Raw genomic sequence first — 26,416 nt, forward strand, 5'->3', positions numbered from 1 at the left:
CTGACGCCTCATCACAACGAACCGCTTCCGGATGCCATCCTCGCTGATCACCGCTGTGTCCCGCCACCTCGAGCACGATGCGGGCACCATCCCCGACGACCCCGACCGCCTGCTGGACCTTGCCGACGTCCTCGACGTGCTGCCCGATCCGCGCCGTCGGCAGGGCCGCCGTTACCGGCTCGGCCCGATCCTCGCGCTGTGCACGATCGCGGTACTCGCCGGCGCCACCACCCTCGCCGCCATCGCACGGCATGCCGCCTACCTGCCCGACGAGGTCCGTCACCGCCTGGGGCTGCGGGCCGAACCGGGGGCGACCACGTTCGGCCGACTCCTGGCACGTCTGGACGGCGACGCGGTGGATGCGGCGGTGGGTGCGTGGCTCGCAAGCCACTGCACCTGCCCTGACCAGGACGAAGGACTGTGCGCGATCGCCGTCGACGGAAAGAGCCTGCGCGGATCGCGCACCGCGGCGACGAGGGCGGTGCACTTGCTGGCGGCCGTCACCCACGGCGAACGCGCGACGCTGAACCAGCGGCAGGTCGCCGGGAAGAAGGGCGAGATCAGCGAGTTCACGCCCCTTCTCGCTCCACTCGACGTGGCCGGCCGCACCGTCACCTTCGATGCCCTGCACACCCAGCGCGCGCACGCGCGGTTCCTGGTTGAGGTAGGCCGACTACATCGCGATCGTGAAGGACAACCATCCAAAGCTGCACGATTCCCTCAAGTCGCTGCCCTGGAACCAGGTCCCCCTCGGCCACGCTACCCGCGAGAAGGGGCACGGCCGTGACGAGATCCGCCGCCTCAAAGCCGTCCAGGTCCCGCGCCGGCTGCGGCTCCCGCACGCCTCCCAGGCGATCAAGGTCACCCGCCGCCGACGCGACCTGAACAGCGTGAAGATCCAGATCGAGCACGTGTATGCCGCCACCAGCCACGACGCGTCTCCGCGACCGACGCCCAGCTCGCCCGAGCCGTACGTGAGCACTGGCACGTCGAGGCCCATCACCGCGTCCGGGACACCACCCTCGCCGAGGACGCCTCCAAGATCCGCACCGGGAACACGCCTCGCGCGATGGCCACTTTCCGCAACCTCGCGATCGCCCTGGCCCGCCTCACCGGCTGGACCAACACCGCCCACGCCACCGACTACTACAAGTCACACCCCGACCACGCACTCGACCTCATCCAACCCGACAGATGAGAACGCAGGCCCCCCTGCATCCGCACCGGTACCTCTTCCCGGGTCATGGCGACCCTGCGCAACCTCGCCGTCGGTCTCATCCGGACATCGCGGCCGCCGACCACTATGCATCAGCCTGGCTCCGAATCGCGGTGCGGACCGCGATGAGCTCCGGTGCCCGGGCAGGTCTATCCCTCTACGAAGCGAGAGGAGAAGTGTGATGAGCGCACCCGAAGTCCTGATGGAAGGCGTCGCGTTCGGCGAGTCACCGCGCTGGCACAACGAGCAACTCTGGTTCTCCGACTGGGGCGCGAACCAGGTGATCGCGCTTGACGCCGACGGCCGCCACGAGGTGGTGGTAACAGTCCCGTCATTCCCGATGTGCATCGACTTCCTCCCCGACGGGCGACTGCTCGTCGTGGACTCGGCACAACGACGGCTGCTGCGCCAGGAACTGGACGGATCGCTCGTCCAGCATGCCGACCTTTCCAAGGTCTCGGAGAAGCCGTGGAACGAAATCGTGGTCGACGACCGGGGCAATGTCTATGTCAACACCATCGGTTTCGACTTCCCCGGCGGTGAGTTCGCGCCGGGCTTGATCGTGCTCGTCACGCCGGAAGGCAACGTCGATCAAATTGCCGACGACCTCGCGTTCCCCAACGGCATGGCGATCAGCCCAGACGGTGCCACGCTGATCGTTGCTGAGTCGTATGCGAACCGGCTCACCGCCTATGACATCGGCAGCCACGGCGGCCTCGGCAACCGGCGTGTGTGGGCGGAGACACCCGACGACCACCCGGACGGAATCTGCATGGATGCCGAAGGCGCCGTCTGGTATGCCGACGTCGGCAACCAGCACTGTGTTCGTGTGCGCGAGGGCGGTGAGGTACTCGCTACAGTCGACCTGGATCGCGGCGCCTTCGCCTGCGCGCTCAGCCGCGGGGACGACCCCCGCCTGTTCGTCGTCGGCCAGACTTGGGGCGGACCCGAGTCGCGGCAACCCAGCGGGCGGGTTGTGACGTTCCCGGCACCAGCACCGGGTGCCGGGAAACCCTGACCCAGCCAGGCTCGGCGTCCAGCGTCGGTATGGACCGCCTTCGGTGTCCCGCTTGTGGCCGGGCAACCCCATCCAGGGAGGAGGTGGCCAGAGCCTCGACGGCTTCACGTATATAGCGGTAGACAGTCGCGATCCCGATGCCGAACCCGGCGGCCAGCTGGGCGTAGGTGTCACCGCACCGCAGGTGGGCCAGGGCGAGCAGGGCCTGTCGCGAGGCGGGAAGGCGTCGCCACCGCGTCCCGCTGTCCTGCCGCCTGGCCGTCAGTCGTCCGGTCAGGAACCGCAAGGTGCGGCTGGACAGATCAATCGAGGACGGGTAGACAAGCAGACGAAGCTCCCGACAGACACGGGTGATCTTGGTCGAGAACCCGTCTACCAGGAGCTTCGTCGTTGTGCAGGACGGTCCAACTGGCGGCATCACCGCCAGATTGGAAAAGGCTCAGTGGCCGCACATGATCGACCTCGGGCGCCGCATCACCGCAGTACACGCAAGAGCCGTCTGCTGCCACGGGCCGTGGCCTTCCCGCGCACCACCGACCACGTGGTCGGTGGTGCTGCGGGCCTGCCGTGCAGTGCGCGTCAAGACCGCGTACGCCTACGGTCTGCGGCGCAACGAGACGCGAATGCTGGACGCCGCCGACTTCGGCCGCAACCCGCACGGAGGCGAGTTCGGCGAGTACGGCCGGTGCCAGGTTCGGTTCGGCAAGGCCAAGAAGGGCTCGCCGCCCAAGCGCCGCGGGGTGCTGACCGTGTGGGACTGGCCCCCGGACGTCCTGGACGAGTGGTTCACCGAGGTCCGCCCGCTGTTCGGAACCGACAACAACCCGGCGGCCTGGCCCTCCGAACGGGGCCTGCGGATCGGCTGCCAGCGGCTCAACTCCCGCTTCATCGCCTACCGCAAGGCCTTGAGCCTGGACGACGGACTCGACTTCCACTCCTTCCGCAGGTCCTACGGCACCCACCTGATCGAGGACGGCTGGGACCCGCGCTTCGTCCAGGAGCAGGTCGGTCACGAGCACGCCAGCACCACCTCGCTCTACACCTGCGTGTCCTCGGACTTCCGCACCCGCACCCTGCGGCGCCATCTGGACTCCACCATCGCCGCGGCCCTCCAGGCCCAGACCGGAAGGCAGACATGAAACGCAAGGTCGGATACACCTGGCGGCTGCGCGAGATCATGGCCCAACACCAGATCTTCACGGCCACCGAACTGGTGCCGCTGCTGCGTGAACGCGGCATCGACCTGTCCGCCTCTCAGGTCCACCGCCTGGTCTCCGGCACCCCGGAACGCCTGTCGTTGCAGGTCATGGCCGCGCTCTGCGACATCCTGTCCTGCTCCCCGGCCGACCTGGTGGCCACCACGGCCGAGAACGCCGGAGTCCGCAAGACCGCCACCGGAGACCTGCCTGCCCCGCCCGCGAACGTCGCGAAGCTGCGGCCCCGCGCCGCCCGCATCCTGCCCGACGCATGACCCGCCCCTACGCCACCGACGAGCAGTACGAACGCTGGTTCATGGCCGAGTGCTGCCGCTGCGGCCGCCGCAGGCACAAGGCCGGCAGTTGGCCGGACGGTTACGTCTGCCGAACCTGCTCAGACCGCGCCGTCCGCACACGGGGCACCTGCCCACGATGCGGTCAGGACCGTGCTCTTCCCGGGCTCCGCCCTGGTGGCGGGGCCTCGATCTGCGCCACCTGCGCCGGCTTCTTCCAGAACTTCGACTGCTCACGCTGCGGCTTCGAGGGCAAGCTCCTAGGCGGACGACTGTGTGAACGCTGCACCCTCACCGACCGCCTCACCGCCCTCCTCGACGACAGCACCGGCCGCATCCGTCCCACGCTGGTCCCGCTGTTCGACCTGCTGGTGGCGATGGACAAGCCCAGAAGCGGGCTGGCCTGGCTGGAGATGCGCCGCGGCCGGCCGGGCAACGCCTCGCAGCTGCTGCTGCGGCGGCTCGGCCTCGGCGAGATCCCGCTGACCCACGACGCCTTCCACGAGCTCCAGCCCTGGCGGGCCGCCGCTCACCTGGAAGAACTCCTGATGACATGCGGAGTCCTGCCCGCAGTCGACAAGTACCTGTGTTCCTTCCAGCGCTGGCTTCCCGGGCATCTGGCCGACATCGCCGACCCCGAGCACGTCAAGACGATCAGGCTCTTCGCGACCTGGCGTGTCCTTCCTCGGCTGCGGGCCCGCGCCGAACGGAGCCACATCACACCCAGCGTCCGACGGTTCGCCGCCGAGCAGATCAAGTACGCGACAGCCTTCCTGCAATGGCTCGGCGAGCGCAACAGCACCCTCGCGTCCTGCGGCCAGATCGACATCGACGCCTGGTATGCCGAGAACACCGAACACAGCCGCACCTGCCTGAGAGCCTTCCTCAACTGGGCTATGCAGAGCCGCCGCTGCCGACGCACCCTCTCCATCCCCGCGATGAAGGTCTCCCGGCGAGCCGCGCTGAGCGAGGACGAGCGCCTCGATGCCCTTGGCCGGCTGCTGACCGACGCGGAGATACCCATGCGTCTCCGAGCCGCCGGAGTCATCGTCCTCCTTTACGCACAGCCCGTGAGCCGCATCGTCCGGCTCAGCGTCGACGACGTGATCCGTGACGGCGACACGGTGCTGCTACGACTTGGCGAGCCCGCCTCGCCCGTCCCCGCACCGGTCGCAGCCCTGCTGCTGGAGCACATCGCGAACCGCGACAACATGAACACCGCTACCAACCCTGCATCCTGCTGGCTCTTCCCCGGGCGCCGGGCGGGCCAGCCGTTTCGCCCCGACCACCTGTCCGCGCTCCTGAACGAGGTCGGGGTCCCGGCCGCCGCTGCCCGCGGCGCCGCCATCCGGCAGCAACTCCTCGAACTACCCGGCCCCGTCGTCGCGGACGCCCTCGGCTACCACGACAAGACCACCAGCCGCCTCATCAGAGAGACCGGCGGGACATGGAGCCGATACGCCCCAGGAGATCATGCAAGGTCACCAACAGGCTGGCTTTCTCGGGGAGCCGGCGACAGTTGAACACCCGAGCGCACCAGTAGCCGGCTACAGATCTGCAATCCAGGGATGCCCCGGGTGTACGCGGTCGAGTAGCTCGGTCAGGGTCTCGCGCTGAGCCGGGGACATATGTGGGACGGTCGCGTCGAAGTCTGATTGATCCTTTCGGCGGGCGTGCTTGGCCTTGAACAGCAGGACCAGTTCGGGCGCCAGATACGGGATGCCGTCTTGGGTGTGGTGGATGATGTCGCTGTAGGGAAGCCGGATCCTCTCATCGCGTCGGCAGATCCAGGTGTCGCTGTCGTGCGGTTCGCGGAACACGTCGAGCAGGTAGTTGCCGGTGGCCGGATCGCGGAGCCAAGTCTGATGTACGACGGCCAGCACCTCCGGTGTGGCGTCCTCCCAGATCCGGCCGCTGCCTGCCGCGTCGAAGACGTATCCGGGGAAGCGGTAGCGGATCTCGGGAAAGCTCGCGGCCGGAATCGCGATCTCGATGTCCCCATGAGCGCGCGTCTGCCTGCCGCGGAACAGGTCCAGCGCCCAGCCCGCGGCCACGTACCAGGGCGTGCCGATCCCGGCCAACTGCTGCGCGACCTCACTTGGGGTCCAGCAGGAAGACCAACTGGCGTGGAGGGCTTCGATCTCGTCGGGTGACAGCTCGATGCCGCCGCTGGGCAGTTGCTCGCTCACCGCAAAAATCTACCAGCGGACTCGAAGGCCCCTGGCCGTGGTCGATGAAGGAGACCAGAGGGACCTGGAGCCATATGCCGCTGGCGATCACGCAAGGTCACCAACCGGTTGGACTCCTCGGCGAACTGGCGACAGTTGAATACGCGAGCCCACCAGTATCAAGGCCGAATCAGGGGCGCGCGATCGGCCGCATTGGAGGCCGGCGACCAGAGGACCCCGGGGACGCCGCCCACCGTGAAGTCGCGTTCGAGCATGCCGTTCGACGACGACTCGGCGGTGAACTGCAGAGAGTGCATGGGTGTTGCCTTTCGGGGGGTGCCTTGTTATCGAGGCGCTCCCGGCAACACCTGCGTCAATCGCCCGACCGTGACGAGAGGGGGAGCACCCACATGGATACAGCGTTCATGGGTCTCGCCTCCTCGGACGATGTCGCGGTCGACTGAAAGCTACTAGCCCGACCGCGATCTCGCCCACCCCTTATTCCCGCCACGTGATCACAGCTCCAGACAAGGCCCTAGGGGCCAACGGGCAGTGATCGTCCGGGCGGCGTCCAGCTCACCCGTCAGGGGTGCGGCGGCGAGCGGGTCCACAAGCCACTCGGGTGTCGTGGCCAGTCCCGGGACTACCCGGTCACTTCAACGCTCGGACCGAACGGGAATCATCGCTCACCTTCACCGGGAACGGACAAGGTGGATAAGCGCCATGCCACAGCTGCTACCACCCTGCTACCTTAGGGTCATGACTTCCGCAAAGAAGCAGACTCAGGTCCGACTGGAGCCTGACGTGCTCGCAGCCGGCAAGGACGCCGCCGCCGCTCGCGGCCTCGACTTCAACCGCTACGTCGAGCGCCTGATCATGGAGGACACCACCGGCACCCGCGCCGCCGGCATGGCCGCTGCACAGCGCCTCATCGATCAGCATGGCGCGTTCCTCGACGACCTGGAGCAGCAGCTCGACGAGCCCCACGCCGAGCACCAGCCGGGCGCCGCCGCGTGATCCTGTACATCGACGAGTCCTGGATCCTCGAAGCCGCCGAGCGAGCCGGCCACCGGGACCCAGGCGTCGACGACTACGGCGTGCCCGTCGCCGCCGTAGCCCGTCACCGCGGCGAACTCCTCGACCACCCCGTCTACGACGGCCCCTACGCCCGTGCCGCAGCCCTCGTGCATACCCTGGGAAGCTGCCGCTGGCTGGAGCGCTCCAACCTGACTGTCGCCTGCGCCGTCGCCGTCATGTACCTCGAGGCCAGCAACATACCCGTCAACCCCACGCGCGAGCAGCTCACCGCACTCGCCTACGAACTGAACAACCCGCGCTGCACCGCCGCTCGGATCGCCGCCCTCCTCCACACCTGGAAACCCTGATCCGGGCCGAACGGGCGCCTGCTGGATGTGGATCTTGGACTAGGTCTGCGCGTCGTCGCCTACAAAGGTGACTTGGTGCGCTCTGCCTTCCACTGCCGGAATCGCGCCGCGGCTGCGACGACCTCATCGATGCGTGCGTGAATGCGTGGGTCTGCGGCGATCTCAGGTGGGAGACTTGTGGCCTGGTCCAACTCGGTCGTGAGTTAACTGCTCGCTCTTCAAGCCCAAGGCTCCTGCCGTGCGCCGGCGGTTGCGGCGTAGTCGTCGATGCTGATCGCGGACTGCCGCATGGAGGGGCCGGACCAGTTGGTGCGGAAGGCGGCGGGTTCGACGACGGTGACCTTGATGCCCAAGGGGGGTGACCTCGGCGCGAGGGATTCGAAAGATGCCTTCCACGGCGAATGTGGTGGCGTGGTAGTAGCCGGTGGCGCCGAAGGCGGCCAGGCCGCCGAGCGAGGCGATGTTGACGATGCCGCCCGCGCGGCGGGCGCGCATGCCCGGCACTACGGTGCGGGTGGCGAGAAGGCGACGAGCACCCGCAAGGCGCACACCGTCTCTGACGCGGTGACCGAAGGCGAGGACGATTCGGCCCGGGACGCCGACTCGTCCTCGTCGACGCGCTCACCACCGCACAGCCACAGCACCCTCGACCGCCGCCCAACATCCGGGCCGCCCAAGCCCACGGACGCCTCCCGGTACAAGGCGTAAGCACCGAGCGTGCCACTGGGTGCTCGCTCAGCGCCCCTGCAGCTGCCCCCCCACCTCTGGAAGTGCTTCGAACAGCCCCTGAGGCTCCACAACGAGACCGCACTCTGGTCCGCGCCCGCATCCAGCTCGGCCGCCGGATCGTTTTTACGAACCTCCCGTCAGCCGCGTGATGGGCTGCTTGCCGGCGCCGCATGGCCGGCGGGCACGTCTCCGTGCCGGAGCTGGACCGGCGACCAGATCGTCTCTCGATATCGACGACGTCGGGACCGCTCACGGACGCTCCCTGGCGTCGTCGGCGAGACGCGGCAGTGACCACGGCCCTGGGTCCGCCGAGGCTCGACCAGAAGGCCGCCGGGGATCGACTGCCCGGAAAGGCCTTCGCGGAGAAAAGCTCCCCTTGGATCGTCATGAATCCGACGATGCGCTGTTCATCAACTCGGCTGCCGTGGCCAGGAGTGCATCATCGTGATGAGGTCGGCCGACCAGTTGCACGCCAATCGGTAGACCATGAGCGCCTCGTAGGAGTGGCAGGCTGAGGGCAGGGCAACGAAGAAGCGTCCAAGTGCGGCAGAACAACGGATCTCCCGTGAAGGCCAGTCCGAGCGGTGCTTCCCCCATCGCTGCCGGCGTGACAATGCCGTCCAAGCCGTGGAACATCCTCGGCAACTGTGCCCCGATGCGCTCCGCCAGGCGCTTGGCTCGGACATACTCAGTCTCTGAGCGCTTGAGTCCGCGCTCAATGACGGCTCGCGCCGGTTCACTCAGCAGGTCCCCATGTTCGCCGTACTCGTACTGAAGGTTGCGTGCGACCTCGAACTCCATCACGGTGGTCTGCGCCTCGACCATGTGATCAAAGTCGGCCGGTGGCAGCACTTCTGCTGATTCGAGGCCGGGAAAACCATCCAGACGCGCAACGAACGCATCAAATGCTGCCCGGGTGCCCTCATCAGCCTTCTGCCTGTCTGTCCGCAAAATCCCCAGACGTGAGGAAGGCCGACCGTTCATGCGGCGGCTCAGCGGTCTCGCGCCGGCTGAATCAGCTCGGATGGCTTGATAGACCATCGCGATATCTGTCACGTTGCGGGCGAACAACCCGAGTGTGTCGAGCGTGGAACTGATCAGCTTCACACCAGTGCGGTCTATCGCCCCGAACGTCGGCTTGAAGCCGACGACGCCGCAGAACGAGGCCGGTCTGATGATGGAGCCGGCGGTCTGCGTCCCGATCGCGACCGCGAGCATGTTGTCCGCGACAGCCGCCGCCGAGCCACTGGACGAACCTCCCGGCGTTCGAGCGGTGTCCCGGGGGTTGGCTGTGACACCCGGGTGAAAGAGCGCGAATTCGGTGGTCACCGTCTTCCCGGCCACGAGGGCGCCTGCCGCACGGAGTCGCGTCACCACCGCGGCGTCGCTGTGGGGCCTGCGGCCGCGGTAGATCGGCGACCCGTATTCCGAGGGCTGATCGACCGTGTCGATCAGATCTTTGACGCCCACGGGCAAACCCCGCAGCGGAGCGGACCGTGTGTGCCGATCGAGTTCCCTCGCCGATCGCAGCACAAGGTCGGGGTCGTGATGAGCAAAGGCATGCACCTGCGGTTCGCGTTCCTCGATGCGACGCAGGCATGACTGGGCAACCTCGGCCACGGAGGCACGACGGTCTCGTACCGCAGCCAACAGCTCCTCACCAGGCATCTCATTGAGCTCAGACATGTGTTCCTCTGGTTCCTGCCACAACAGCGACGGCATCCCACCGACACCGGTCGATGCCCTTGGTGTAGGGGTCATCTGCCGCTGCACCACCGGTCGACCAGCTGGCGGTAGACCTCCACTGCAGCCTCGACCTTGGACGCCGAGCACCACTCGTCGACAACGTGGCACTGGTCGGGCTCGCCCGGCCCCAGCACGACAGTGGGCGCCGGTACTCCGCCCTCGGACGGCGACAGCAGCCGCGCCAGCACGGAGGCATCGGTGAAGTACCGAGCGGGCGGCTGCGGCTCGTCATTCTCGCCGACGGCGACCAGAGCCTCGCGCACGAGACCGACGAACGGATCGTGCAGGTCCGTGTCCACAACGGGCAGAACCACGTGGTCGTCGACCCGGACGCCGTCACCGCCCAGCTCTGCGACTGCGGCGCGCACGTCGTCGCCGTCCACGCCGGGTACGGTGCGGACATCGAGGAGCAACTCCGCTGAGTCGGGCACGACATTGGGCTGGACGCCGCCGCGCAACAGACCCACGTTCGCGGTCACCGGGCCGAACGTCGCATGGGACGGCCAGGCATCGTGGTCGTGCAGCGCGGCGGCGGCACGGGCCAGTCGTACGACGGCGTTGTCGCCGAGCTCGGGGGCCGACCCGTGTGCGGCACGGCCCGCAGCGGTCAGGCGCATCCAGTGTGCGCCCTTGTGACCGGGGACGAGGCGGTTGGCCGTCGGCTCGGCCACGAGCAGCGGACCCCCCGGCGCGAGCGACGACCGCTGGAGACGAAGTGCTCCGGTGCAGCCGGTCTCCTCTCCCGCCGTCAGAACCACCTGCAGGCCGCGGCAGGCGTGCGGCCGCGCGGCATGGTCGGCGGCCGCGACCAGGGCGGCGGCCACCCCCGACTTCATGTCGCTGGTGCCACGCCCGACCACGCGGTCGCCGTCCCGCTCCGCGGCCCAAGGGTCGACGGACCACTGCTCGGGGTCTGCGGGCACGGTGTCGAGGTGACCGGTCACGGTGAGCGGGGTGGAGCCCGATCCAGTACGGGCGACGAGCTGTTCGCGCCCCTCCTCCCAGCCGGGCGTGGACACCGCGAAGCCGTTGTCGCGCAACAGGTCGGCGCACAGCGCTGCCAGCACACCCTCACCGGACGCCACCGTCCGCCCCCGCACCAGCTCGGTGAGGAGGTCCAGGGCAGCGGTCACCGAAGCGGCTCGTGCGCGGTCTCGCGCAGTGTGAGAATCGTGAGGAACGCGACGACCGCGCCGCCGGTGACATAGACGAAGAACAGATCGGAGCGGCCGGCGTTCGCCAGTGAGGTGATCACCAGTGGCGCCGTTCCGCCGAACGTCGCGACCGTGACGTTGTACCAGGCGCCGATGCCCACGCCGCGCAGCTCGGTCGGGAACAACTCGCTCATGATGGCCGGCGCGATGGACGCCATCAGGGCGTACAGGCCGAGGCCCGTACAGAAGACCACGAGCAGCTGCGGCAGCCCGGCCCCGGGGGTGATGAGCTTGGACAGCGGGATCACGAGGCAGGCGAGCGCCGCCGCCCAGACCAGCAGCTGCGGCTTGCGGCCGAACCGGTCCGACAGCTTACCGAACGGATACTGCAGCACGATGAAGAGCGCCGTTCCGACCGAGAGCGCGATGAACACGTCGTTGTCGTCGACTCCTTGGGACTTCACGGCGTACGGCGTGAGCGCGCTGAAGAACGTGTAGTAGTTCAGCGTGTTCAGCAGCGTGATGCCGACCAGCTGCCCCACCGCCTTGGGGTGCTTCTTGATCGTGGCGAGCAGGGGCCGCTTCGTGCGCGCGGCCTTGTCCTTGTTCTGCTCGAAGTGCTCGGTCTCCGATATGTTGCGCCGCAGGTACACGCCGACGACCGCGAGGACGCCGCCCACGATGAACGGGATGCGCCAGCCGTAGGAGCGTAGTTGGTCGTCGGTGAGCGTGGTCGAGAGGAATACCCCCAGCAGCGAGGCGAGCAGCAGGGCCGAGCCGGTCGAGGTGTAGAAGAAGGCCGAGTACCGGCCGCGGCGGCCCTGGGGGGCGATCTCGGCCAGGTACGCGGAGGCGTTGGAGACCTCACCGCCGAGTGACAGGCCCTGGGAGATGCGGGCCAGCAGGAGCAGGATCGGAGCCAGCCAGCCGACCTGCTCGTAGGTGGGCAGCAGGCCGATCGCCAGCGAGCCGCCCGCCATCAGCAGGATGGTCAGGATCATGGCCGCCTTGCGGCCGCGGACGTCGGCGAAGCGGCCCAGCAGCCATCCACCGATCGGGCGGAAGAAGAAGGCGACCGCGTACGTCGCGGTCGTGTTCACCAGGGCGAGCCCGGGGTTTTCGGCGGGGAAGAACTGCGTCGCGAAGTAGATGAGGAAGGTCGCGTAGATGGTCCAGTCGTACCATTCGATCGCGTTGCCGATACTGGCCGCGACGAGGGTCTTGACCGGCAGCTTGTGCGGAGTCGGATCGGCGGTGATCGCCGTCGCATCTCGTCGGGTTTCGCTCACTGGCGCTCCATGTGCATGGGTTTCCGGTCATCTGGACGAATGGCGTCGGCCAGGCGGTGGCTCACTTTGACGCCTGTTGACGCGGACGGTCAATAGATCGCGGAAAATTGGTTCAGCCACTCGTCCACTCCACCACTCGTCCACTTCGCTCGCGTAGCGACAAGCTGTGGCCGACCGGGGACCGGTCACGCGATCGATCTGGGGCAGCCGGTATGGCCGACGCGCTGCGACCGATGGGCCGTCAACGCCTTCATGAGCAGGTACTCGACCGACTACGCGAGTACGCCATGGAGACCGGCCTCGGCGCGGGCGACCGGCCGCCGCCGGAACGCGAAATCGCCCAGCGGCTCGCCGTCAGCCGCGCTTCGGTGAAGCACGCCATCGTCGTTCTCGAGGTCCAGGGCCTGGTCGAAGTACGCCATGGCGGCGGCGCCTACCTCGTACGCGACAGCCTCGACACCGAACCCGTTGAGCGGCTCGTCGAACGCCGACGTCGGCTCCCCGACGTACTGGACGCGCGAGAAGCGCTCGAGACCCGGCTCGCGCACTCGCCGCCGTAGGCCACCGACAAGGTCACCGCCGCAGCCCAGAAGGTGGCACCGGGATGTACGCCCAGGCACAGGCCCAGGGCCAGCAGGCGGCTGGCGGCGCAGGCGGCGGCGCGGCAGGCGCCGCCAGCCAGGACGAGGAGGTCGTCGACGCCGAGATCGTCGACGAGGACAAGCGGCAGGAGGGCGCTGGGTGACGCATCCGAGCGCCCCCCACCGCCTCGGCGGGCAATCCGCTGTCGATCATCCGGGACAAGCGCCGGCGGGATCCGGGAATCATCCTGGAGCCTCGCCGCCGGGTGCGACTCGCCGTCAGCCGCCGCCCAGCCATAGGCGCCGGCCCGCCAGGCCGTGGGGGACGACGGCGTAGAAGAGGGCGGCGGCTGCGTGCTCACGCCGTCGCGACCATGCCGATCCCTTGAGGTGTGGCTTGTCTCCTTGAGGTGTGGCTTGTCCGACCTGGTCCTGCGTGCTCGCCTGGCGAAGCTGGCCGGCGGCGTAGCCGTCATCAAGGCCGGTGCCGCGACCGAGGTCAAATGCAAGGAGCGCAAGCACCGCATCGAGGACGCCGTCCGCAACGCCAAGGCCGCCGCCGAGGAGGGCATCGTTCCTGGTGGAGGTGTGGTCCTGCTGCACGCTGCTGAGACCGCCTTCGACAAGCTGGACCTGGACGGCGAGGAGAAGACCGGCGTGGACCTGGTCCGGCGGGCCTTGACAGCGCCACTGAAGCAGATCGCGGTCAACGCCGGCCTCGAAGGGGGCGTCGTGGTGGAGCCAGAGGGAACAGCGTCAGGGAAGCGGCGCGAGTATGCGCTCGGGCCAACGTCTTCTCGTCGGGGGGCACGAACCTGCCTCGGCCGCCGCCGTCGAAGTTGCCCCCAACTGTTCCTCGGCGAGACGCTGGACACCGAGTACATCGGCGCCTACTAGGAAACCGGCGTGCCGCGGCTGTGGATTTCGGTCGCCGGGCAAGCCAAGCCTTCAAGATCGCCATGGGCGACGGCGACGTAACCCAATACAAAATCTGCGGCTGAGCCCCGCAGCCACGGTGGCAGCCCAGGCACGGGCTCCGCCGGGCAACAAGTCACCCTTTCGCAGCCGCGACCGTCCGCTCGGGAGGAGATCATGCGCATGGACTGGGACGCCTTCCTGTCCGCCGTCCAAGAACGCGGCGAATACCCCACACAGGCGGAAGCGGAGCGAGCTTCCCGAGTAGTCCTCGCTCTGCTCGGCGCGCATCTGGTAGGCGAAGTACGCCAGGAGCTGGCCGCCCGGCTCCCAGAGACGCTGGCCGGCATCCTGCTCAACCCCCTCCAGGCGCATGAACCGCTCCCGCCCGAACGGTTCATCCGGGCGACCGCCGCCTGGATCGAAGGCGCCACCGAGAAGACCGCAACCTGGGATGTCAGCGCCGTGCTCAGCGTCGTGGCCGATACCGCAGGCGAAGACCTGACCCAGCAGATTCTGCTCCAGCTTCCCCCCGGCTACGACCTGCTATTCGGCCACCCTCGGCCGATCTGACCGCCCGGGACGCCGACCACCCAGAAACGATCTCTGGGTCGGAGTGGCCCCGGTCGCTGGGTGATCACGATCGCATTCGACACCCCTGAACGCGGGACGGGACAACGACGCTGCTCGGTGGACGGAGAAGGTACGACCCCGCCAAGTTGGAGCTGGGCGTGACGCATGCCGGCTTCCCGAGTGGTGCGGTCGCCGCCGGTGCGACGCAGCACGTCGCTCTCGAGCTCGATAGCTTCGAGAACCTGTACGTGATGCGCGACCGGGTTCGCAGCAAGAGGATCGGGGTGATGGGCCCCCTGGACCACAAGACCTGCGAATCGCTCTACTTCAACCGGTCTTGATCCGGGGGATGATGAGTGAGCTCGAGATCCCGGTCAGACAAAGAACTGACGCACTCTCAGGGCCTTCTGAGCGTGGACTGGTCCAGGACTCCTTCGCGTGCGTGGCTGATCCATCAGGACTCAGGGATCGGGTTGACCGGGATGACGTCGCCGCCCACTACGCCGCCCCGACGTCGCACAGCGCAGCAGCCGAGATCCGGTACCGGAGCTCAGGATCGCTGGGGTACGTCACCAGTGTCGCCCTGCCGGTCGCCGTACTTCTCGGCGAGTCCCCGGTAGCGCCAGATGGCGGCGGCGCAGAGCCAGGAAACCGCGAAGATGGCGACCACGATGTAGCCGAGCAGTTCGAAGTGGTCGGCCAGGGAGGCGTAGGCGGTGACGAGTCCCCCGGAACCGGTGGCGTCGGCGACGAATCCCGCGACGTAGACACTGGCGATGAAGGCGGCCACGGCCACGGTCACGCCGGTGGTGGCGATGTTGTAGTAGAGCCTGCGGGCGGGGCTGCGGTACGCCCACGAGTACAGGCGTGTCATCAGCATGCTGTCGGCGGTGTCGAAGGCGCTCATTCCCGCGGCGAAGAGCAGTGGGAGGGAGAGGACGGCGAGGGTCGGGAGGCCGGACCCGTGGGTGGCGGCGCTGGCGGACAGGGCGAGCAGGGTGATCTCGCTGGCGGTTTCCAGGCCGAGGCCGAAGAGGATGCCGACCGGGTACATGTGCCATGACGAACGGATCAACTCGCGGGCGCGGCGGCCGAGGAGGCGGTTCATCAGGCCGCGGTTAAGCAGTTGCCGCTCGAGCTCGCCCTGGTCGATCCGGCCCTTCGTCATGCGCCGCCACAGGCCGACGATGCCGGTCAGCACCATGAGGTTGAGCACGGCGACGAGCAGCAGGAAAAGTACGGCCACGATCTGCGAGACCAGGCCGCCGACATGGCGGAGCGTGCCGATGCCCGAGTCGGCGGCGCCCGCGGCGAGGGCGACGACGAAGGCGAGGGCGAGGACCACGGTGGAGTGGCCCATGGCGAAGAAGAAGCCCACGCCGACGGGTCTGTGTCCGCGTTGCATCATCAGTCTGGTGGTGTCGTCGATGGCGGCGATGTGGTCGGCGTCGAAGGCGTGTCGCATGCCGAGTGTGTAGGCGAGGGTTCCGGCTCCGGCGAAGGCCCCGGCGCCGGCCGGGCCGCTGGCGTAGAAGAGGTACAGGCTCCATCCGATGACGTGCAGGGCGGCGATGACGCCGACGATGCCTGTGATGCGCAGCCGTTCGGCACGGGTCCATCGGCCGGCGGTGATGGTCGTTGTGGTCACACACACATCCTTGGCAGGGGCACCGCGCGGTGCCATCGTCAGCAGTGAGAGTGGGCGGGCCGCACCCGCTGGTCGTGAGCCATTCGCGGGTGCGGCCCTGGGCGGACAGGCCGGAACGGACGTCTCGGTGGTCCGGGGCTTGGAGCGGGTTACGCCCCGAGCAGGGCACGCATCTCGTCGTCGGCGACCAGGTCGTGATCGACCAGTACGCGTTCGAGCGCCGCGAGCCAGTGCTCGTAGTACTGCCAGCTGCCCTGCTCGGCCGCGGAGGTGGCCTCCCATGCGCCGATGGCGGCGATGAGTTGCTGCTGGAATGCGTCCCATGGGTAGTGGCCGAACTCAGACAGGGCGACGGCGACGCCGAACGCTCGGCGCTGCCAGTCGGCGTCGAAGGTGGGCGCGTTCATGTCGGTGACGCAGGTGTCGTGCAGGGGCGAGGTGGGCGTGGTGGTGGCGGTGGCCTCCATGGGATTCCCTTTCTGTGGTGTCCGGGTGCGGCTCAGGCGGCGGGTGAGGGAACCTCGGCGATGCCGATCATCGATTCGGTGGTGACCAGGGCGGCGAGTTCCTGCTCGGTCATGCCGTCGGTTCCGGCGGGCCGCTGCGGAATGACGAACCAGCGAGAATGACCGCTGCTGTCCCACACCCGGAGTTCGACGGACGGATCGAGGTCCAGGCCGGTCTCCTTGAGAACCACACGGGGCTCCCGGGCCGCGCGGGCGCGGAAGGTCGGGTCCTTGTACCAGTACGGCGGGAGGCCGAGCACGGGCCAGGGGAAACAGGAGCACAGGGTGCAGATGACCAGGTTGTGCACTCCGGGGGTGTTGGCCACGGCCTGCAGGTGTTCGCCTTCGGCGCCGTCCATGCCGATGGGGAGGTCGAGTTCGGCGACGGCGGCCGGTGTGTCCTTGACGAGTCGTTCGGCGAACTCCGGATCGGTCCAGGCACGGGCGACGATCTTGGCTCCGTTGAGCGGCGTCATGTCGGTCTCGAAGTGGCCGAGCACCTTGTCGACGGTGGCGCCGGTGATCACGCCCTTCTCGATGAGCAGGGCTTCCAGCGCCCGCACACGGGCGGCGCTGCGGGCTTCGCGGTCCTCGGGGTAGCCGAACTGCACGGTCACTGCTGTTCCTCCATCGCGTGGGTGAGGTAGGCCTGGTAGAGCTCGCCGTAGAGCACGGCGCCGGGTTCGGCGAGTTCTCCCCAGAGGTCGGTCGGTTCGAAGCGGACGGCATAGACGGGCATCGGCTCGCCGATGCCGTCGGGGCCGGTGGAGCAGAAGTAGCCGTAGTCGCCTTCGAAGACGCGCTCCACGGTGCCTGTGCGGCCGCGCAGGTTTCCCGGCAGCCGGGTGTGATCGGTGGGCGGCACGTCCTTGACGGTCACCCGGTCACCGATGGCGAAAGCCGGGGACTGGGCCGGACCCTGGCGGGGGGTGTCGCCCTCGCGCAGGTAGCGGATGACCTGGTCGTCGATGCGTTCGTCCCCGCCCTCGGGCAGTTCGAGTCCCGGATCATGGAGGTACTCCGCGGCCTTCGCCTCCAGCTCCTCCTCGGTGATGTAGCCCTGGGAGACGAAGAACCCGCCGATGCCGCCGAGCCACTTCTCGTAGTAGCGGTACTGGAAGTAGGCGAAGGGGTGCATCGCCTCGGCGCCCTTGCGCAGGTCCGCCCAGGTCCAGACGGAGGAGAAGGCGCTGGGCACGTCCTCGATCGGGTACTGGGGCACAGCGTCGCCCAGGTGGGTGCTCAGGCCCATCATCGCGACGTGGATGCCGAAGATGCGCTGCTCCCAGTCCTCGACGAAGACGCGGGGTTCGTAGGCGACGGGGCCGAGGTTCTCCAGACCCCCCAGATGGTGCTGAAGCTTCATGACTGCCCTTCCGGGGTCGGCTCGGTGGCCGGGCGTGCGGTCATCGCGGCTCCCCAGTACTCCGAGGCGATGCCGAACACCGCGCCCAGGACCATGGACAGCGCCGCGACGAGCGCCGGGTTGCTGATGGACGCGGTGGTGATGTCGTGGCCGGTGGCGGCCACGGTGCCGACCGTGGAGGCGAACCCCCACACGATGGCCGGGAGTTTCGAGAGCAGGGTGATCTTCGACGCCTGCACCATGGCGGCGCTGCCCACACCCACGGCGATGGCGGCGATGGCGGTGCCACCGCCCAGCGCGTGGATGACCAACAGCGTGAGCGAGGCGATGACAATGCCGGTCAGGTTCGAGGCGATCGACCTCGCCATGCCGTCGGTGCCGGCCCCGAGGATGAAGAATGAGGCCCAGGCAATGAAGATGACCCAGACCGGAATGGTCAGGACGGTTGCGGTCATCAGCGTGGCGACTCCGCCGAGTACGCCGATGCTGATCGACAAAGCATTTAGCTGGCGCATGGCCAAACCACTCCTCTGACGCCGGGTTCTCACGTCCCGGCGGAATTCGTGCCCGAATATAGGCAGGCGATAATTGGCCCGCTGAGGGGCGGAAAAGAATGGGAATCCATGGCGCGAAAGTTTCGCACGAAGGCCCGGTCGTCGGTATCGAATCCGGTACTTCGCGTCCTTCGATTCGGACATGGACAGGCATGCTTCTTCGGCTTCTGCTGCCGAATATGCCCTGGCAGGGGCACCCCTCGACCGCAGTTACTTCGGTGCCAATTGTGTCGGCTATGGCGCGGTGAGGCATCAATAGGTTCCGGCTGTCGTGTTTCACGCAAGTTAACGATGGCTGAATAAATGGTGTCAGGAATTGACGGCGGCGGCCTTACGCTTTCAACGCATAAAAAGCCGCCCAGGCCTGTCGGTGAGGCCATGGGAGGCTGCAAGGTCGATTTGAGCACTGGATCAATCAGGTCTTCGTGCGGTTAGTATTCCTCACCCGGTATTTCCGGGAACCCGGATACCCGGCCGGGTGATTTGCTCGGCTTCCACGTTCCCGCGTGGCGGGACAGGAGCCAAGGGCTGCAGCGGACACACGAGCCACGATTTCGGACACGAGGGCAAGCCTCGCTCCACTGAGGAGGTCGGAGTATGAACCGGAGTATCGCGGCCGCGGACCGCGGCACCGAGCGGACCATGGTCTTCGTTCTGTACGACAAGGTGACGCTGCAGGACGTGGCGGCGCCGCTGGAGATCTTCGCCCGAGCCAACGACTTCGGGGCCCGCTACCGGGTTCTGCTGATCTCGCCCACGGGGCAACCGGTCGGGACGACCGCGTTCACCCGGCTGAGCGCGGACATTCCAGTGACCGACGCTCCCGACTCCATTGACACCCTCCTGGTGCCGGGAGGCGTACCGGCTGACTTCACGTTCGCTCCGGGCACGCACGACATACCGGAGGAGCTGACCCCGGACACGGTCCCCGAGGCACTGGCGATGGTCCAGGAGCTGGCGCCCCGGGCATCGCGGATCGCCTCCGTCTGTACCGGGGCCTTCGTGCTGGCCGCCCTCGGGCTGTTGGACGGACGCCGAGCGACGACCCACTGGGCGCACTGCGCGCGACTCGCCCGGGAGTACCCCCGTATCAAGGTGGATCCGGACGCCCTCTTCGTCCAGGATGGCCCCTTCGTCACCGGTGCCGGCATCAGCGCGGGCACCGACATGACCCTGGCCATCGTCGAGAACGACTACGGCACCGACGTCGCCCGCAGGGTCGCCCGGTGGATGGTTGTCTTCCTGCAACGTCCCGGCGGCCAGGCCCAGTTCAGCATCTGGTCCGAGGCGGGCGCCCCCACCACACGCGGCCTGCGCCAGGTCCTGGACGCAGTGGTCCTCGAACCGGCCGCGGACCACTCCACTGCCGCCATGGCCGCCCGCGCCGCGGTGAGCGAACGCCATCTGGCGCGGATGTTCCGCGACGAGGTGGGCATGACGCCGGCCCGCTACGTGGAGCAGACCCGGCTGGAGGCGGCCAAGCTTCTCCTGGTGACCGGCGACGAGGGCCAGGAGTCCGTCGCACGGCGTGCCGGCTTCGGCTCCCCGGAGACGATGAGACGGATCTTCCGCCGCAACCTCGGAGTCTCGCCGGGCGGCTACCGCAGCCGGTTCCGCACCACCGGCATCGACCGCCAGGAGACGGAGCCCGACCAGGATGACTGATCCGGTAACGTCCTCACCGCCGTGCGCTCCAGCGACGGCGTCGACCTCCCCAGGACGACGCCGAGACGGAACGGCTCTGGGCTTTCTGGTCGTTCTCGAGCAGGACGGGGCGAGCGCCCTCATGCTGCTGCGGCCGTATCGACGAACGAGGGACCTCTTCCTTCGCTCGGTATGGCCAGGGGTGCTATGCCGAGATGCTTGGGGAACTCGCTGCGGCGGCCGGGACGACGTGAGTTGCCACTGGGCGGCGCGGCGCGGCCGCCTGCGGGACGGCGACTCCCCGGGCCGAGGGGCGAGCCCTGGCGGCAGGGTGACGGCGAGCCGCCCGCCGTGGCGCTCGGCCTGGGGCGACGGCCCGCAGTGCGTCGACATCGGCCGCGGCGAAGCGGGGTTGCTGCCCGGCCTGGGCGCGTTCGGCGTTCGCGGCCTCGGCCCGCTCGACCAGGACCTGGGCATGCCGCCCGACGCCGCCGTAGGGGCCGGCCGCCCGTTGATTTTGGTTCTCTCTTATCCTGGCTGTCCGTCAGGAGTGCCTCGACGCGTCCAGCAGCCCGACGGGCGCCGCTGGGAACATCATGTCGTACGCATGCGGCACCTGGCGGTGGCCGCCGTGGTCGACGATCAGAAGCGGGTGCTGATGATGTGGCGCCACCGCTTCGTCACCGACACATGGGGCTGGGAACTGCCCATGGGTCTCATCGAAGAGGATGAAACGCCGGAGCGGGCGGCCGCCCGCGAGGTGGAGGAGGAGACCGGCCGGCGTGTTGAGGCCATCAAGCCGCTGGGTTACGCGCAGCCGGCGAACGGCATCACCGACGCCGAGCAGCACGTCTTCCGCGCTGACGGTGCCACCTACATGGGGCCGCTGACGGAAGCGAACGAGTCGGATCGCATCGAGTGGATCCCGCTCTCGCAGATCCGCGGGATGATCGACCGCCGGGAGATTGTCAGCAGCGGCGCGACACTCGGACCACGACGTATTTCTGCAGGAGGACTGTTTCATGACTGACCGGGCCTTGACGCTCATGGCAGTACACGCCCACCCCGACGACGAGGCCACCGGAACCGGAGGGGTTCTCGCGCGGTACGCGGCGGAAGGCATCCGCACGGTTCTGGTGACGTGTACCGACGGCGGTTGCGGTGACGGACCGGGGGGTGTCAAGCCGGGCGATCCCGGGCACGATCCGGCGGCGGTCGCCTTGATGCGCCGTCAAGAGGCGCGGGGTCGATGTGGCCGCGGCCGTACTCACCGCGGCCCTAGGGGTGTTCGCGCTCGCCGATGTTCTCTATCTCGACAGCTGTGAACGGGACGGGGAGTTCGCCATGCTGCGGGCCTGCGGCTGGGCCGACACCGAGGTCATGCGACTGGTCGTCGCGCAGGGTGCGGTGATCGCCGTGGCGGGCGCGGTGCCCGGAGCCGCGACGGGGTTCGCACTGACCGTGGCCTTCACCGGCTCGATTCCGGCGGGGCTGCCGGTGGCGGTGGGCGTGGTCGCGGTGGCGGGAGTGCTGGCGGCCGTGGCGGGCAGCGTCGTCGCGGCCGGCCTCGCGGTACGGCGGTCGCCGGCGGGGCCGTTGGCCGAAGAGGGATGAACCAAGAAGGATGGACAGAGATACGGAGAGGGAGAGAACCCCATGGGGGACGGTGCGTCGGTCCTGGTGGAGGACCTGCACAAGAGCTTTGGCACCGGTGACGGGCTGATCACGGCCGTCGACGGCATCAGCCTGGACATCCCGGCCGGACACAGCGTCGCCCTCGCCGGCGCCTCCGGCTCCGGCAAATCCACACTGCTGCACCTCATCGGGGCCATCGAACGGGCCGATGCGGGACGGGTGTTGGTGGACGGCCAGGACGTCACCGCGCTGGGGCGGCGGACCGCCGCCCCGTAGCGCCCGCACCACGCCCATGGTGAGCGCGGCAAGGACCAGCGAGGCAAGGAGCAGCCCGATCACACCGGCCCGCGTGCCGGGCAGCAACAGCAGGCCCGCGGCCACGCCTTCGGCCATGATGGTCGCGTACGCGAGCGGGCGGCGCATGCCCGGGGTGCCGAGGCCCATATCGGCGAGCGTGGTGAGGTACGCACGGAATCGGGCGGGCCGTGCTTTGCCCACGGCGGATGCGGCGAGGACGACGGCGACCAGAATGTGGCAGACCGTCAAGAGCGCGGCGGCCATGGCGCTCACCCCGCAAGCAGCTGCTGATGCAGCCGCCCCAGACAGGCATCGGGTTCGGTGCCGAGCTCGCGGCGGAAGACGGTCCGCGCCGACTCGAACGCGTCGGTCACACGCCCTGGTTCGCCGAGGTGGTGATGGGCGTTCAGGACGAGCAGCCAGCTGCGAATGCGCAGCGGCTCCGCGGCGAGCACCTGCCCCGCCGTACGCAATGTGGAGTGCGGCTGGCCGACGCCGAGCCAGGCATCGGCCAGATCCTCGGTGGCGCGGATGCGCTCGGCGTCCAGGGTGCGCAGCGGGCCGTCGAGCATGCCGTACCGCTCGACTCCGGGGGCCGCGTGGTCCGAACTCCACAGCGCCAGCGCGGCGTTGAGCAGCTCGATGGCCCGGGGCGGGTCGTCGGTGACCGCGCTGCGGCCCCGGTCGGCGAGCCGCTCGAACACCAGGTGGTCGACGACGTCCGGCGCGACCCGGAGTTCATAACCACCCTGGTGGCTGATCAGCGGGGTGGCCACCGGGAGCGGTCGGCGCAGGAGATGGGCGTAGGAGCGCAGGTTCGCGACGGCGGAGCGCGGCGGCTCGCCCGCCCACAGGGCGTCCATCATCCGGACTTCCGGGGACGTATGTCAAGGCGGAGCGCCAGAGCATCCCGGCGCGCGGCCCGGCAAGCCGTCGCGCCCGTGCGTCCGCCGTACGGAGTGCCTGCCAACGCCAGCACTGGGACCTGGACAACGACGAGATCGCGGGCGGCCTCGCCGTCTGCTTGACGACTCACGGCACGGAGCACGATCAGCAGGCTGCCAAGCGGTGTTCTCGCCGCGGCCCGCTCGGCGGTATATGTAGAAGCCGAGCGAGTCATCCAACTCCGGGATCTCGTGGCAGAGCCGAGGAGGCGTCCTGCCGGCGGCCCGGTGGCCACGGCGGGTTGGCGGCGTACCCCTGCAGCGAGCGCCCTCGCGTCGGCATGGTCAGTGACATCGACATCCCAGACCTCGAGGCCGCGTCGGGTGCCCGACGCGACCAGGCCCCTCGGTGAACGCGCCCCGGCTGCGCTTCGATCCCCGCACCCGGGCGTACTACGAAGGCCGCACCCAGCGTCCGCGGGGAACGCGCCTTCTCGCAGACCCAAGGAAGGCAAGACCCGACGTGAGATCATCCGATGCCTCAAGCGATATGTTTCGGGCCTCCTGAGGAGGTCGGGCAGTTCGGGTGGCTCGATGCTGGAGGTGAGGAGGCTGCGCTGCTGGGCCTCCCACAGGACGGTGACTGGGTCGACGGGGGTACGGCGTCGGGTCAGGTCGGTCAGGCACTGCCACAGCCCGGCATGCAGGGGCTGGGTGAAGTCGTCGGCGGTCAGCCACCGCATCTGTTCGACGTCTGCTGGGTGCGCCGTCGCCGTCGCGAGCAGTAGGCACTCCTCGTCGACCGCCTCCTCGGCGTTGTAGGGGGCCGCAGTCGGCGTGGGTGCGGGGGTGCGTTGTCGGGGGCCGGAGTGCGGGGGGAACCGCGCGGCGATGTCTTCTACGGCGCCAGCGAGGGCGTCGGCTTCGGCGAGGGTGGTGGGCACCCGGTGCGGGAGCGTGACGTCGGTCGCGGTCTGCGCGAGGCGCTCGGCGTGGGGACTTCTTGGCGATCATGCCCGATGCCAGCCGAAGGCGTCACGGACGTACGGTGATTGTCACCCTCCGTCAGTGAGGGGGCTGGGACGGGAGGGCGTCGGGGGTGACGCGATCGGCCTTGACCGCGTCGGCGAGGGCGGCGGCTGCGGCCTCTGCGGCCTGTGCCGTGTCGTTGGCAGCCTGGGCAGCCATGTCGTCTGTGGGCTTCTCACGGGTGGCCGGCGACTTCGGCAGCACCTCGCTGAAGGCGCGGGACACGCCCTGGAGTGCGGAGGTGACCTCGCTGGGGATCACCCAGAAGGTGCTGCCCGAGCCCTGCGCGAGTTGGGGCAGCATCTGAAGATACTGCCAGGCGAGCAGCTTGGGGTCGGGGTCGTTGCGATGCACGGCCTGGAACACCTCATCGATTGCCCGGGACTGGCCCTCGGCCTGGAGGATCGCAGCGGTCCGGTTACCCTCCGCGCGCAGGACAGCGGCCTGCTTATCGCCTTCGGCAGTAAGAATCTGCGACTGGCGTTGTCCCTCGGCCCCAAGAATCGCGGCCCGCTTGTCCCGCTCGGCTCGCATCTGCTTCTGCATCGCGTCCTTGATGGACTGCGGAGGGTCGATGGCCTTGATCTCCACCCGGTTGACCCTCAGGCCCCACTTGCCGGTGGCCTCGTCCAGCACGCCACGGAGCTGGCTGTTGATGGTGTCCCGTGAGGTGAGCGTCTTTTCCAGGTCCATGGATCCCACGACGTTGCGCAAAGTCGTGACGGTGAGCTGCTCGACCGCCTGAAGGAAATTCGCAATCTCGTAGAAAGCCGCTCGTGGGTCGGTGACCTGGAAGTACAGGACGGTGTCGATCTCGACAACCAGATTGTCCTCGGTGATGACCGGCTGCGGTTTGAAGGAGACGACCTGTTCCCGCAGGTCGATCACCGGATGAACGCGGTCAATGTAAGGGATGACGAGATTGAGGCCAGGATTCAGGGTCCGATGGTAGCGGCCGAGTCGCTCGACGTTACGAGCGCGCGCCTGGGGCACGATACGGACCGCCCGCATCACGGTGAAAACCGCGAACAGTGCGACGATCAGTCCGGCAATGACGAATGCCGAGGTCTCCATGGTTTCAGTCCCGGGGGTAGACGATCGCGGTGGCACCGCTGATCTCTATGACGTCGACGGTCGTTCCAGCAGGAATTACCAGCGTCTCGTCGTAGGCGCGGGCCGTCCATTCCTCGCCGTCGATACGGACCCTGCCACCCAAGCCCGTCACGTCCGAGACGACATAGGCAGCCCTGCCGACCAGCGCGTCCACGCCGAAGCGCGCCGCTTGGGGCTGGAGCACGTGGCGCAGGGCAATGGGGCGCACGAACAGAACGGTGACTGTAGCGACGATGGTGAATACCAAGAACTGGAAGGGCAGCGGCAGCCCGACTGCGGCGCACCCGGCCGTGACCAACGCCGCCGCACTCAGCATTCCGAGCGCAGCAGTAAGGGTGAAGATCTCTGCCACAGCCAACACAGCTGCGATGATCAACCAGATCAGCCATAGATCCATTGCGTGCCTCTTCTGACCGGTGCGGGTGCGGAAGGGCTTGACTCTCACCATTGGACCCCGATGTGAGACAAGTGCGGTACCCCTGGGAAAGGAAACCCTGCCGAACGGGCGGAGGTGTGCTGGTGCAACGCGCCCAAAGCGACTACTTCACACCTTTACAGTATTTTTACCCATACGGGGAAGATCACTCCTTTCGTGCAGGCGGGTCGCTCTGGCCTGGATCTTCCATCACGGGGGGCCGGTCTGGCCGGTTCAGAGCCGCGGGCGGTGGAGGGAGCCAGCGGGCGGCGGCCAGCGGCCGGCGATCGACCTTTGATCTTGCGCAGTGCGCCCTTCAGGGCGGTGGTGAAGCGCATCTCGAGACTGCTCCGACCTCAGCCGTGGGCATGGGTCCGCACTGTTGACCTCAGCTCACGGAGCGCTGCTGCCGCTACGCGGAGGGGGAGAGCCGGAGTGTGCCGATGGCCACGCCTGCCCTCGAGTCACCGTCCGCCGATTCGGCCACGATGATCGAAGACGCGGTGGCGATCAGCGCGGAATCACCCAGCCCGGCGCCCACGTCCCGGCAGCGTCGTGGCTGGCCGCTGTGGCGGCGAGGTGGGCGCGGAGGGTGGCCAGCGCTGGGTGGGGGTTGTCGCGGTGCCAGAGGAGCGAGTGCGGGTAGACGGGCGTCGGGTCGGTCACCGGGATACGGCGCAGGCCGTGGCCGGCGGGCCAGACGAGGCGGGTCTGCCCGCCCATGAAGGTGGCCAGGGCCGGGGTGTCGGCGACGGTGTCGAGGAGCGCGTCGGAGCCGAAGTTGGGGCCGGTCGCCTCGATGGTGAGGCCGAACTCGGCGACGAGGTCGTCGTAGTAGGCGGCCCACTCGGTACCGGGGACGATGCCGGGCATCCAGATCCGGTGCCCGGCGAGCTGAGCGACGGTCACCGACCGGGCGCCCGCCAGCGCGTGGGCGGGGCCGGTGAGGAGCTGGAGCGGCTCGTCGAGCACCCGGACGGACTCGATGTCCTCGGGAAGGGGCCGGCCGGGCACGGCGACGGCGCCCGACTGGCCCGCGCACCGCCTACGGCCGCACCAAGC

The 26,416-nt window shown here is 68.4% G+C and carries 31 protein-coding genes and 6 pseudogenes; 19 read left to right on the forward strand and 18 right to left on the reverse strand.

The features are described from left to right. The first annotated feature begins 31 nt into the window (after positions 1-31). From H1D24_RS33690 to H1D24_RS33695, 3 genes are all read left to right on the forward strand, one after another. On the forward strand, positions 32-787 hold the full coding sequence (locus H1D24_RS33690) for an ISAs1 family transposase (protein ID WP_181661525.1): 756 nt from the start codon (positions 32-34) through the stop codon (positions 785-787). Positions 788-1,069: 282 nt separating this feature from the next. Next, positions 1,070-1,198 (forward strand): hypothetical protein, encoded by a 129-nt coding sequence (locus H1D24_RS42950; RefSeq protein ID WP_258564514.1) that lies wholly within the window; start codon positions 1,070-1,072, stop codon positions 1,196-1,198. Positions 1,199-1,397: 199 nt separating this feature from the next. Continuing rightward, a complete protein-coding gene (locus H1D24_RS33695) occupies positions 1,398-2,234 on the forward strand; it encodes an SMP-30/gluconolactonase/LRE family protein (protein WP_181661526.1) in 837 nt (278 codons plus the stop codon). A gap of 85 nt (positions 2,235-2,319) precedes the next feature. Here H1D24_RS33695 and H1D24_RS33700 read toward each other — a convergent pair. Further along, a pseudogene (locus tag H1D24_RS33700) lies at positions 2,320-2,562 on the reverse strand (helix-turn-helix domain-containing protein); the annotation flags it as partial. A gap of 244 nt (positions 2,563-2,806) precedes the next feature. Between H1D24_RS33700 and H1D24_RS33705 the strand changes: the two are divergent. From H1D24_RS33705 to H1D24_RS33715, 3 genes are read left to right on the forward strand one after another with little or no spacing between them, the layout of a single operon-like run. Beyond that, positions 2,807-3,373 carry a tyrosine-type recombinase/integrase gene (locus H1D24_RS33705; RefSeq protein ID WP_309484537.1) on the forward strand — a complete coding sequence of 189 codons (567 nt, stop codon included), beginning with the start codon at positions 2,807-2,809 and terminating at the stop codon, positions 3,371-3,373. After that, positions 3,370-3,705 carry a helix-turn-helix domain-containing protein gene (locus H1D24_RS33710; RefSeq protein WP_181661527.1) on the forward strand — a complete coding sequence of 112 codons (336 nt, stop codon included), beginning with the start codon at positions 3,370-3,372 and terminating at the stop codon, positions 3,703-3,705. The genes H1D24_RS33705 and H1D24_RS33710 overlap by 4 nt, the downstream gene beginning before the upstream one ends. After that, the gene (locus H1D24_RS33715; RefSeq protein WP_181661528.1) at positions 3,702-5,246 is read left to right on the forward strand and encodes a site-specific integrase; all 1,545 of its coding nucleotides are present in this window, start codon (positions 3,702-3,704) and stop codon (positions 5,244-5,246) included. Before H1D24_RS33710 ends, H1D24_RS33715 begins: the two co-directional genes overlap by 4 nt. 24 nt (positions 5,247-5,270) lie before the next feature. Here H1D24_RS33715 and H1D24_RS33720 read toward each other — a convergent pair whose 3' ends face one another. Further along, positions 5,271-5,912, reverse strand: coding sequence for a nucleotidyltransferase domain-containing protein (locus H1D24_RS33720; RefSeq protein WP_181661529.1), 642 nt, complete (start codon positions 5,910-5,912; stop codon positions 5,271-5,273). A gap of 158 nt (positions 5,913-6,070) precedes the next feature. Then, on the reverse strand, positions 6,071-6,208 hold the full coding sequence (locus H1D24_RS33725) for a hypothetical protein (protein WP_374064461.1): 138 nt from the start codon (positions 6,206-6,208) through the stop codon (positions 6,071-6,073). A 442-nt stretch (positions 6,209-6,650) separates the two neighbouring features. Here H1D24_RS33725 and H1D24_RS33730 point away from each other — a divergent pair, with 442 nt between their 5' ends. Both H1D24_RS33730 and H1D24_RS33735 read left to right on the forward strand, forming a co-directional pair. Continuing rightward, positions 6,651-6,908 carry a hypothetical protein gene (locus tag H1D24_RS33730; protein WP_258564516.1) on the forward strand — a complete coding sequence of 86 codons (258 nt, stop codon included), beginning with the start codon at positions 6,651-6,653 and terminating at the stop codon, positions 6,906-6,908. After that, entirely contained in the window at positions 6,905-7,276 is a 372-nt protein-coding gene (locus H1D24_RS33735; protein ID WP_181661530.1) for a fic family toxin-antitoxin system, toxin component, read from the forward strand. Before H1D24_RS33730 ends, H1D24_RS33735 begins: the two co-directional genes overlap by 4 nt. A 162-nt stretch (positions 7,277-7,438) precedes the next feature. Here the strand turns inward: H1D24_RS33735 and H1D24_RS43780 are convergent, their stop codons facing one another. Continuing rightward, on the reverse strand, positions 7,439-7,771 hold the full coding sequence (locus H1D24_RS43780; RefSeq protein WP_309484538.1) for a hypothetical protein: 333 nt from the start codon (positions 7,769-7,771) through the stop codon (positions 7,439-7,441). Here H1D24_RS43780 and H1D24_RS43785 point away from each other — a divergent pair. Continuing rightward, positions 7,688-7,984: a hypothetical protein gene (locus H1D24_RS43785; RefSeq protein WP_181661556.1), complete on the forward strand. Its 297-nt coding sequence runs from the start codon at positions 7,688-7,690 to the stop codon at positions 7,982-7,984. The two genes, H1D24_RS43780 and H1D24_RS43785, sit on opposite strands and share 84 nt — an antisense overlap. A 405-nt stretch (positions 7,985-8,389) precedes the next feature. Here H1D24_RS43785 and H1D24_RS33750 read toward each other — a convergent pair whose 3' ends face one another. From H1D24_RS33750 to H1D24_RS33760, 3 genes are all read right to left on the reverse strand, one after another. Continuing rightward, on the reverse strand, positions 8,390-9,691 hold the full coding sequence (locus H1D24_RS33750; RefSeq protein ID WP_181661531.1) for an amidase: 1,302 nt from the start codon (positions 9,689-9,691) through the stop codon (positions 8,390-8,392). Positions 9,692-9,762: 71 nt separating this feature from the next. Next, positions 9,763-10,884, reverse strand: coding sequence for a M20/M25/M40 family metallo-hydrolase (locus tag H1D24_RS33755; protein ID WP_181661532.1), 1,122 nt, complete (start codon positions 10,882-10,884; stop codon positions 9,763-9,765). Beyond that, positions 10,881-12,194: an MFS transporter gene (locus H1D24_RS33760; RefSeq protein ID WP_220137536.1), complete on the reverse strand. Its 1,314-nt coding sequence runs from the start codon at positions 12,192-12,194 to the stop codon at positions 10,881-10,883. Before H1D24_RS33760 ends, H1D24_RS33755 begins: the two co-directional genes overlap by 4 nt. Positions 12,195-12,406: 212 nt before the next feature. On the opposite strand from H1D24_RS33760, the pseudogene H1D24_RS33765 reads away from it, so the two are divergent. The 5 genes and pseudogenes from H1D24_RS33765 to H1D24_RS33785 all read left to right on the forward strand — a co-directional run. After that, positions 12,407-12,739 (forward strand): annotated as a pseudogene (locus H1D24_RS33765) (FadR/GntR family transcriptional regulator); the annotation flags it as partial. A 59-nt stretch (positions 12,740-12,798) separates the two neighbouring features. Further along, positions 12,799-12,939 (forward strand): hypothetical protein, encoded by a 141-nt coding sequence (locus H1D24_RS33770; protein ID WP_309484539.1) that lies wholly within the window; start codon positions 12,799-12,801, stop codon positions 12,937-12,939. 268 nt (positions 12,940-13,207) lie between these two features. Next, positions 13,208-13,516: pseudogene (locus H1D24_RS42965) on the forward strand (TCP-1/cpn60 chaperonin family protein); the annotation flags it as partial. Between the two features lie 351 nt (positions 13,517-13,867). Next, complete coding sequence (locus H1D24_RS33780) at positions 13,868-14,263, forward strand: DUF2267 domain-containing protein (protein WP_181661533.1); 396 nt, start codon at positions 13,868-13,870, stop codon at positions 14,261-14,263. Between the two features lie 158 nt (positions 14,264-14,421). Then, positions 14,422-14,604, forward strand: coding sequence for a VOC family protein (locus tag H1D24_RS33785; RefSeq protein ID WP_181661534.1), 183 nt, complete (start codon positions 14,422-14,424; stop codon positions 14,602-14,604). A gap of 209 nt (positions 14,605-14,813) precedes the next feature. On the opposite strand, the gene H1D24_RS33790 is transcribed toward H1D24_RS33785, so the two are convergent. The 5 genes from H1D24_RS33790 to H1D24_RS33810 all read right to left on the reverse strand — a co-directional run bounded on the left by H1D24_RS33790 (position 14,814) and on the right by H1D24_RS33810 (position 18,298). Continuing rightward, the gene (locus H1D24_RS33790) at positions 14,814-15,911 is read right to left on the reverse strand and encodes a HoxN/HupN/NixA family nickel/cobalt transporter (RefSeq protein ID WP_309484540.1); all 1,098 of its coding nucleotides are present in this window, start codon (positions 15,909-15,911) and stop codon (positions 14,814-14,816) included. Positions 15,912-16,060: 149 nt separating this feature from the next. Next, positions 16,061-16,378, reverse strand: coding sequence for a nitrile hydratase accessory protein (locus H1D24_RS33795; protein ID WP_181661536.1), 318 nt, complete (start codon positions 16,376-16,378; stop codon positions 16,061-16,063). A gap of 32 nt (positions 16,379-16,410) precedes the next feature. Continuing rightward, positions 16,411-17,034 (reverse strand): nitrile hydratase subunit alpha, encoded by a 624-nt coding sequence (gene nthA / locus H1D24_RS33800; RefSeq protein WP_181661537.1) that lies wholly within the window; start codon positions 17,032-17,034, stop codon positions 16,411-16,413. Continuing rightward, the gene (gene nthB, locus H1D24_RS33805; RefSeq protein ID WP_181661538.1) at positions 17,031-17,783 is read right to left on the reverse strand and encodes a nitrile hydratase subunit beta; all 753 of its coding nucleotides are present in this window, start codon (positions 17,781-17,783) and stop codon (positions 17,031-17,033) included. The genes nthA and nthB overlap by 4 nt, the downstream gene beginning before the upstream one ends. Further along, entirely contained in the window at positions 17,780-18,298 is a 519-nt protein-coding gene (locus H1D24_RS33810; RefSeq protein WP_181661553.1) for a DUF1097 domain-containing protein, read from the reverse strand. Before H1D24_RS33810 ends, nthB begins: the two co-directional genes overlap by 4 nt. Before the next feature lie 636 nt (positions 18,299-18,934). Between H1D24_RS33810 and H1D24_RS33815 the strand changes: the two genes are divergently transcribed. From H1D24_RS33815 to H1D24_RS33835, 5 genes and pseudogenes are all read left to right on the forward strand, one after another. Beyond that, positions 18,935-20,002: a GlxA family transcriptional regulator gene (locus H1D24_RS33815; protein WP_258564517.1), complete on the forward strand. Its 1,068-nt coding sequence runs from the start codon at positions 18,935-18,937 to the stop codon at positions 20,000-20,002. A 541-nt stretch (positions 20,003-20,543) separates the two neighbouring features. Further along, positions 20,544-21,011 (forward strand): annotated as a pseudogene (locus H1D24_RS33820) (NUDIX hydrolase); the annotation flags it as partial. Beyond that, positions 21,004-21,234, forward strand: a pseudogene (locus tag H1D24_RS33825) (PIG-L deacetylase family protein); the annotation flags it as partial. The pseudogenes H1D24_RS33820 and H1D24_RS33825, both read left to right, overlap by 8 nt. Further along, positions 21,233-21,595, forward strand: coding sequence for an FtsX-like permease family protein (locus H1D24_RS33830; RefSeq protein WP_181661539.1), 363 nt, complete (start codon positions 21,233-21,235; stop codon positions 21,593-21,595). The pseudogene H1D24_RS33825 and the gene H1D24_RS33830, both read left to right, overlap by 2 nt. A gap of 42 nt (positions 21,596-21,637) precedes the next feature. Beyond that, complete coding sequence (locus H1D24_RS33835) at positions 21,638-21,892, forward strand: ATP-binding cassette domain-containing protein (protein WP_181661540.1); 255 nt, start codon at positions 21,638-21,640, stop codon at positions 21,890-21,892. A gap of 45 nt (positions 21,893-21,937) precedes the next feature. Here the strand turns inward: H1D24_RS33835 and H1D24_RS44210 are convergent. The 6 genes and pseudogenes from H1D24_RS44210 to H1D24_RS33860 all read right to left on the reverse strand — a co-directional run. Beyond that, positions 21,938-22,177, reverse strand: a pseudogene (locus tag H1D24_RS44210) (MauE/DoxX family redox-associated membrane protein); the annotation flags it as partial. Positions 22,178-22,182: 5 nt separating this feature from the next. After that, complete coding sequence (locus H1D24_RS33840; protein ID WP_181661541.1) at positions 22,183-22,779, reverse strand: AfsR/SARP family transcriptional regulator; 597 nt, start codon at positions 22,777-22,779, stop codon at positions 22,183-22,185. Then, on the reverse strand, positions 22,776-23,741 hold the full coding sequence (locus H1D24_RS43790) for a DnaB-like helicase N-terminal domain-containing protein (protein WP_181661542.1): 966 nt from the start codon (positions 23,739-23,741) through the stop codon (positions 22,776-22,778). The genes H1D24_RS33840 and H1D24_RS43790 overlap by 4 nt, the downstream gene beginning before the upstream one ends. A gap of 121 nt (positions 23,742-23,862) precedes the next feature. Continuing rightward, complete coding sequence (locus H1D24_RS33850) at positions 23,863-24,900, reverse strand: SPFH domain-containing protein (RefSeq protein ID WP_181661543.1); 1,038 nt, start codon at positions 24,898-24,900, stop codon at positions 23,863-23,865. Positions 24,901-24,904: 4 nt separating this feature from the next. Continuing rightward, positions 24,905-25,336 (reverse strand): NfeD family protein, encoded by a 432-nt coding sequence (locus H1D24_RS33855; RefSeq protein ID WP_181661544.1) that lies wholly within the window; start codon positions 25,334-25,336, stop codon positions 24,905-24,907. Between the two features lie 528 nt (positions 25,337-25,864). Beyond that, positions 25,865-26,416, reverse strand: a 552-nt coding sequence (locus tag H1D24_RS33860; RefSeq protein ID WP_220137539.1) for a LysR substrate-binding domain-containing protein, incomplete at its 5' end; no start/stop codon positions are given.

It is taken from the genome of Streptomyces himalayensis subsp. himalayensis (assembly GCF_013778455.1).
GTDB classification, from domain to species: domain Bacteria; phylum Actinomycetota; class Actinomycetes; order Streptomycetales; family Streptomycetaceae; genus Streptomyces; species Streptomyces himalayensis.